The sequence below is a fragment of the Nocardia violaceofusca NBRC 14427 genome, from assembly GCF_963869435.1.
Taxonomy (GTDB): Bacteria; Actinomycetota; Actinomycetes; order Mycobacteriales; family Mycobacteriaceae; genus Nocardia; species Nocardia aobensis.
The window spans coordinates 260,564-267,082 of sequence record NZ_CAWMPM010000014.1 but is presented as its reverse complement, the minus strand read 5'-3'; the positions used below and the strand labels follow the sequence as shown (position 1 = coordinate 267,082).

Below are 6,519 nucleotides of genomic sequence, written 5' to 3'. Positions count from 1 at the left end.
CGGCACCACCTACACCGGTCGAGATGCCGCGGCGACCAGCACCGCATGCAGCAATCTCGCCTGGATGCCCGCCTCGGCACCGTGCTGCACCACCTCGGCGAACGCGATTCCGAGCGCGTGGCCCACATCGAATTCGCCTGGGGCCACGGACTTCCCGGCCACACCGGCTCGCCAGTCCCGGTAACCGCTCACCACTTCGGCGAGTGTGCGATCCGGCTGCGGCTCCCGGCGCAGGTATTCCCCGATCAGGACCCGCTGCGCCTGCTTGCGCGCCGCGCCGCCACCGGCGTCGTCGAGGGCCCGGCCGAACTCGTGGAGCGTCGCCGGATAGATGTCCGATCGCGCCGGCTCGCCGCCGGATTCCGTGGTCGGGGCGGCCGCCGGTTCTTGCGCGGTGCGCAGGTCGAGCGTCATCGAGCCGGTGGAGCCCTCGTCGCCCGGTTCACGACTCCATCGCACCGTGCCGTGTTCACCATCGAGCTCCGCTACCGCGACCGAATTCAGCTGGATCATCGGGTAATCGGTGAGCACCCGGTCCACCGCTGACAGAAAGTCACGTACGGGCGGCAGCTGGAGGCCAGGTGTGTCGAACCCGGTGACCTGTACGCCGTGGCGCTCGGCCACTGTTCGCGCCAGCCAACCGATCATCGGGTCGGACGCCCGCTGCTCGCGAGAGCGGCGCCGATCATCCGCACGCGCCTTGTCGCGCGACGAACGGTCGGATCGGGGTGGGGAACCGTGCCGGGGATTCGAGTCCGGCCGGCCGGGAGATCCGGTCTTTCCGTGGGATTCGGTCCTTCCCGGTGTGCCGGAAGGGCGAGGCGGCTGCCCTGCCCACGGGGTATCGCCCCGTCTCGTCGGTGCCGCTCGGCCGCCGGACGAGGCATCCGTGGCTCGGGGCGCGGCGCGGCGGTCGGCAGGAGGCGGTGCCGACGAGGACGGCGGCGCCGAAACGGAGGAGGACCGGCGACCGGAGTCACCGCCCGGCTGTCGCCCGTCGTGCCCGGACGGATCGGACGTCGGCCGATCCTGATTCCACGGCGAGCGCGACTGCGCCCCATCCTGTGGGCCGGTGCGCGCCGGAGAACCGTTCGGTGACTGCGAGCCACCGGCCGCAGGTTGTTCGGCGCGCGGCGTCCCGCCGGCGCGCTGCGCCGGACCGTCGGCGAGCGCGGAGTTGCGCGCCGGGGAGGACGCGGCGGGGTCGTACGGGACCTGTGCACCGGTATCGACCGGCGACGGCAGGGTGGCCGCGGCATCCGGTCGAAGCGTGGGCGAACTCCCGCTTCCCGAAGTCCGATCATCCGCCGCGTCGGCCAGGCGGGCGGCGTTATCGGCATCCTGGGCGTCGAATTCGTCTGCGACACCGACGATTCCGGACGCCGTGCTGTGCAGCCCCTGCTCCATCGCCCGCACATTGGCCAGCATCTGATCGGCATGCGGTGTGAACTGCTCGGCGAACTGACGGCCCATATAGTCGTCGCCCCAGCTACCGCGAGCCTGATCCAGGCAATCGCGCAATCCCGCATAGGTCTGCCCGACCCGGTCGGCGAGTTCGGTCAGCCGTGCACCCCGTTCGCGTAGACCGGCCAGATCCAGTCGAAGTTCGCCGCTCATATCCCGCCTCGAACCGTCAGCTCCGGCCGCCGACCCGCAGGCGGAGTCGTCGCTCGAAGTCGGTCACGAAAACCGACAGCGGCACCGACGAACTCGAGCGCTCCACGACTCCGTCGTCGGCGACGTAGAAGACCGCGCGGTCGAGCGCGATGTCGTTGTCCGGCACCGGCGATCGCACCATCCAGCCCACGCTGACCCGGTCGGCGCGCAAGGACGACGGGGGGTAGTCCGCGGTGTCGTACCCGCGCTCGCGGATGTGATCGCGGACCAGTGCCAACGCCTCCGTCTCGCCGATCCCTGCGACCTCTCCGGCAACCAGATCCGCGAGGACGAACTGGAACAGCGCACCGGCGACGTCGACACCGGTGTCGTCACCGACCACCTGCACGATCGCCTCACGTGTCACCGCGGCGGCTTGCGCGGCCGATACCAGCAACTCGGCGGCATCCGGTGACGGATTCTCAACGACCTCGGCGACGACTCGCGCCACCGTGTCGGTGGTCCACACCGCGGGCAGCGCCGCCGCGCATTCCGACACCGGAGCGGATTCGCCCCGGTACCACTGCCCCTCCTCCCACCAGAAACAAAACGACAGCATGCCGGTCAGCACCCGCGGATTGAGCACCGGGTCCGCCACCCAGTCCGGCGCTCCCGCAAACACATTCGGCATCGCGCCACCCCCGTTGTAGGCGACGTCCAAGGCGGGGGCCTCCCATACGCCACCCGACAGCACCGCCCGATCTCCGGGAAGCAACGTCAACGTCGAGCCGCTGTGGGCCGCGCTTTCGAAGATGCCCACGGACGGACCGATGCGTGGCCCCCGTTCCGAGCCGACCGCCACGAAGGCCGCGGCCAGCACCGCCCACCGTGCCCACAGTATTCGCAGGTCCGGCAACTCACCGGTGACCGGCACCGCCCGCACGCCCGCGCTCCGGTCCGCCCGCATTCCGTCCCAGGCGGCGCGCGGTGGCCTCGACTGGGATTCACCGCGCCCGATGTACGCCGCCAACCACACCGGCAGCCGACCGCGCGGATGATGTTCCAGGTCGGCCAGGTACGCCTGCGGCGCGAACAACTGCTCCCCGGGAAACGGCTCGGCCCCGTGATCGACGACGACCTCGGCCTCTTCCGTGTCGGCCCGCACCACTATCCGCCACCACGGCTCGCTCTGCAGCTCGGCCGAGAGCTGCCGGTGCCGGCGCACCGACGCCCACACCTCGTCCGACACCTGACACCTGATCGGCCCGTTACCGTCGTCGACCAGGAACAACGCCGACTCGGTGACAACGGTCACCGCGAACGATGCCTCCAGCCGTTGCCATCCGGGCGGTGCGAGCTCGCGCAAGCCCGCGATGATCCGGTCCGCCGAGTCCGCGAGATCTTCAATTCCCACCACCGCCTCGATCTATCGCTCGTCAGGGCCGCATACGGATCGAGAATTTCGTAACCGAGGCCCGCATGCAACCGGGCTGCTATTGCCACCCCTGGAAAGTGGCGCGCACATCGGTGTTCGTCTCGCGCGCGGCGGCCGCGAGGCATTCGGCGGCGACCCGGAGGGCGCGGGGGAGTTCGTCGCGGGGCACCGCGGTGTATCCCAGCGCGATGCCGAATGTCTGCCGGGGTCCGGCGTGGTGGCGGGCCAGCCCGTCGAGGAGAACACCGCGGCGGCGCGCGAGCTCGATCGCACGGCCTTCGGCCGCCGCATCGGGGAGGGGAACCACCAGGTGGGAACCGGCGTCGTCACCGCGGATATCGAGGCCGTGGCGGCGTAGTTCCGCGACGGTGAGCGTGCGCCGGGGCGGTACTTCCCGGCGCAATCGGCGCAGATGGCGGGCAAGATCGCCGTGGCGGGCGAGTTCGGCCAGCACCAACTGACCGGCCGGCGCCGGCCAAGCGCCGGTCGATTCGCGGTGCGCCAATACGGCCGCCACGATCCATGGGGCGGCGACCAGCCATCCGACGCCCAGTGTGGGCGAAAGGATCTTCGAGGTGGTGCCGAGGTGGACGACCAGGTCGGGCGCGAGCCCGGCGAGCAAGGGCAGCGGTGCGCTGTCGTAGCGCAGTTCCCCGTCGTAGTCGTCTTCGACGATCACCGCGCCGGTGCGCCGCGCGAAGTCCACGAGCTCGACCCGGCGGCCGGCGGGCATCCGTACGCCGAGTGGAAATTGATGTGCCGGAGTGCAATACACCGCGCGGACATGAGCGGGAATCGATGCGACCAGGATCCCGTCGCGGTCCATCGGCACCGGCACCACCTCGACTCCGGCGGAGCGAAAGGCGCCGACCGCGCGCAGATATCCGGGATCTTCGATGGCGACGGCATCGCCCGGCCGCAGTACCGCACGAGCGAATTCGGCTACGGCGCAACTGGTTCCGGCTGTCGCGATGATGCGTGCCGGTTGATCGACGCGCAGCCCGCGATGGCGCAGCAGATGTTCGGCGACCATGGCCCGATAGCCGGGATCGCCGGCGCGCTCCTTGCGCACCGACGGGCCACGATCGCCGGCCGCCCGCCAGGCCCGCCGCCATGCGGCGCTGTCCATCGCCTCCGCGCAGGGGGCGCCGGGCGCGAGGTCCAGCAGTTCCCCGGCGGAATCCGAATCCGCCTGGGCGGCTGAGTGGTTCGAGGCCGGAACGGGTGCCGCGGTGAGGTAGGTCCCCGATCCGTGCCGCCCGGAGATCCAGCCCTCGGCATGTAGTTGGTCGTAGGCGGCGGTGACCACGGTGCGGCTGACGCCGAGCCGGGCGGCGAGGGCTCGCGAGGAGGGCATACGGTCACCGCCGCGCAGTCGTCCGTCGGTCGCGGCCTTGCGCAGCTCGTCGGCGACCTGTACCGACAGCGGACGCCGGTCCGATCGATCGACCGCGAGCGGCAGCTCGTCCACGGTTGTTCTCCGATCCGCTCCGAAGTGGACTTCTCGAAAGCCTGTGTATTGGCCATTTCATAATGCCATTCGCCGCGCGATGCTGTTCCCATGACCGCCACATCAGTTCCCGGACCTGCGCTTTCTCCCACCCGCCGCAGTACCGTCACTCGCTACCGGGACCGCGCGGCGACCGACCGCGCGGCCTTGGACGACGTTCTCGACGCCGGCCTGATCTGCCATATCGGCGTGCTACTGCACGGCGCGCCGGTCGTGCTGCCGACCATCTACGGACGGGTGAACGACACGCTGTATCTGCACGGATCGACCGGTGCGGGCAATATGCGCGCCGCCCTCACCGGCGAGATCTCGGTGGCGGTGACGTTGGTCGATGCGATCGTGTACGCCCGTGCGGCCATGCACTTTTCGATGAACTACCGCTCCGCCGTCATCCACGGGCGTCCGGTCGAGGTCACCGATCCCGAGGAGCGGCTGCGCGCGTTGCGCGCCATCGTCGAACATTCCGCCCCGGGCGCCTGGGACACCGTGCGCGCGCCCGACAAGAAGGAGTTGGCGGCCACCCTGGTCCTGGCCCTCGACCTCACCGAAGCCTCGGTGAAGACCCGCACCGGCGATCCCTCCGACGATCCCGCAGACCTCGACAGCGACGCCTGGGCGGGCTTGCTCCCGGTCCGCCAGGTCTTCGGCACGCCGGTCCCGGCGCCCGACCTGGTGCGCCCGGTGGCTGCCCCGGACCACGTGACGGCGCGTACCGGAACCGGCGAAGCTGCCGGCCGTCGACACCGGTTCACCAGACGGTGACCGGCACCTCGAGCCGCTCGATCGTCTTGCGCGCGACATCGATCAGCGCAGCGGGGGATCGGAGGTGTTCCTGATCCAGGCCGACCAGTGCGAGGGTGTACGTGTGCCCGATCCGGCACAGATAGGCCGCGAGACGCGTGCGGGGCAGCGCCGTCGGTTGCAGTCCGGGATGGATGGCCCGGGCGGCGACGCCGGTGCAGCGATGGGGACCCAGCTGCGCCAGCGAGGCGGGGAGGGTGCCGATATTCGAGCACAGGATGTCACGTTCGCCCGCACCGCGCGAGAGCCGATGGGCCACGCGCGCGGGCAGCACCTGCAATAGTTCCGCGGGCATGCCCGGCGGACCGGACATCCGGTATTCGTATGCCGCACGGCACTTCTCGCGGAGGATGGCGGGTGTGTCGATGCGTTCGACCACCACTTCGGTCATAGCCATGTCGTTGTTGACGCGGCGATCGTCGCGGGTGTCGACGGGCACGGCGGCGGTGATGGTCGGATCGGGAAAGCCGCTGTCCCACAGTATTTTCGCGACGATATGGAGGAACAGGCTATTGGCTGTTCCACCCCGTCCCGCCGCGGCCAGCTCCCAATCGGCCGCCGGAAATTGAAGTATCACATCGGAGGTCGTCGCCGTCTCGGCACTGCGACCCGTGCCGTCACCGGATTCCCGTGGAACTCCGTGGCGCAGGGCGCGTGCGGTGCCGGACACCACGGTGGACCACTGCCGGGCGGCATCGGCCCAATCCGACTGGGGGGCGGCGTAATCCGTGACCGGCGTGCCGGACAGCGCGTGGTCGACGGCCAGTGCCAGGCCGCGACCGTCGGCGAGGGCGTGGGAACATGTCAGCGCCACCACCGAACCGCCCTCACGCAACGCCGCCGCGGACAGCCGCCATCCCGGTCCGAATTCCGGATCCAGCTCGTAACCCTGTTCGCCGGCCCAGCTCAGCAGATCAGCGGTGGTGATGCCGCCGCCGGCGATACGCAACGGATGAGCGCCGTTGTTGCGCCGCCAGTACGGCCGCGCACCCGGCACCCGTGGCCGGACGACCCGGCGGCCGAGCGGGCCGACGCGCAGGGCGGCGTGGATCTGTTCCAGCAGCCGGCGGTCGATGGGGTCGGCGGTGCGCCACAATCCTTGCAGCGCACTGGGAGTGCCCAGACCGCGATGGGCGCGCAGGAAGATCTCGTCGACGACGGTGAGCCGGCCCATCGC

The 6,519-nt window shown here is 70.4% G+C and carries 5 protein-coding genes; 1 reads left to right on the top strand and 4 read right to left on the bottom strand.

Features of this window, described 5'->3' with window-relative positions:
* Nucleotides 1–9 precede the first annotated feature (9 nt).
* From AC5592_RS14965 to pdxR, 3 genes are all read right to left on the bottom strand, one after another.
* A complete protein-coding gene (locus tag AC5592_RS14965) occupies nt 10–1,617 on the bottom strand; it encodes a hypothetical protein (RefSeq protein WP_063064513.1) in 1,608 nt (535 codons plus the stop codon).
* A 16-nt stretch (nt 1,618–1,633) separates the two neighbouring features.
* On the bottom strand, nt 1,634–3,010 hold the full coding sequence (locus tag AC5592_RS14960) for a hypothetical protein (RefSeq protein ID WP_232329355.1): 1,377 nt from the start codon (nt 3,008–3,010) through the stop codon (nt 1,634–1,636).
* A 79-nt stretch (nt 3,011–3,089) separates the two neighbouring features.
* Nucleotides 3,090–4,502: a MocR-like pyridoxine biosynthesis transcription factor PdxR gene (gene pdxR, locus AC5592_RS14955; RefSeq protein ID WP_063064512.1), complete on the bottom strand. Its 1,413-nt coding sequence runs from the start codon at nt 4,500–4,502 to the stop codon at nt 3,090–3,092.
* A gap of 90 nt (nt 4,503–4,592) precedes the next feature.
* Between pdxR and AC5592_RS14950 the strand changes: the two genes are divergently transcribed.
* Complete coding sequence (locus AC5592_RS14950; protein ID WP_036505501.1) at nt 4,593–5,303, top strand: pyridoxamine 5'-phosphate oxidase family protein; 711 nt, start codon at nt 4,593–4,595, stop codon at nt 5,301–5,303.
* Here the strand turns inward: AC5592_RS14950 and AC5592_RS14945 are convergent.
* Complete coding sequence (locus AC5592_RS14945) at nt 5,290–6,516, bottom strand: hypothetical protein (RefSeq protein WP_063064511.1); 1,227 nt, start codon at nt 6,514–6,516, stop codon at nt 5,290–5,292. The two genes, AC5592_RS14950 and AC5592_RS14945, sit on opposite strands and share 14 nt — an antisense overlap.
* Nucleotides 6,517–6,519: the final 3 nt, after the last annotated feature.

Bases quoted from the DNA above. Each gene is read 5' to 3' on its own strand.
- AC5592_RS14965 (WP_063064513.1), bottom strand. From the start codon at position 1,617: ATGAGCGGCGAACTTCGACTGGATCTGGCCGGTCTACGCGAACGGGGT.
- AC5592_RS14950 (WP_036505501.1), top strand. From the start codon at position 4,593: ATGACCGCCACATCAGTTCCCGGACCTGCGCTTTCTCCCACCCGCCGC.
- AC5592_RS14945 (WP_063064511.1), bottom strand. From the start codon at position 6,516: ATGGGCCGGCTCACCGTCGTCGACGAGATCTTCCTGCGCGCCCATCGC.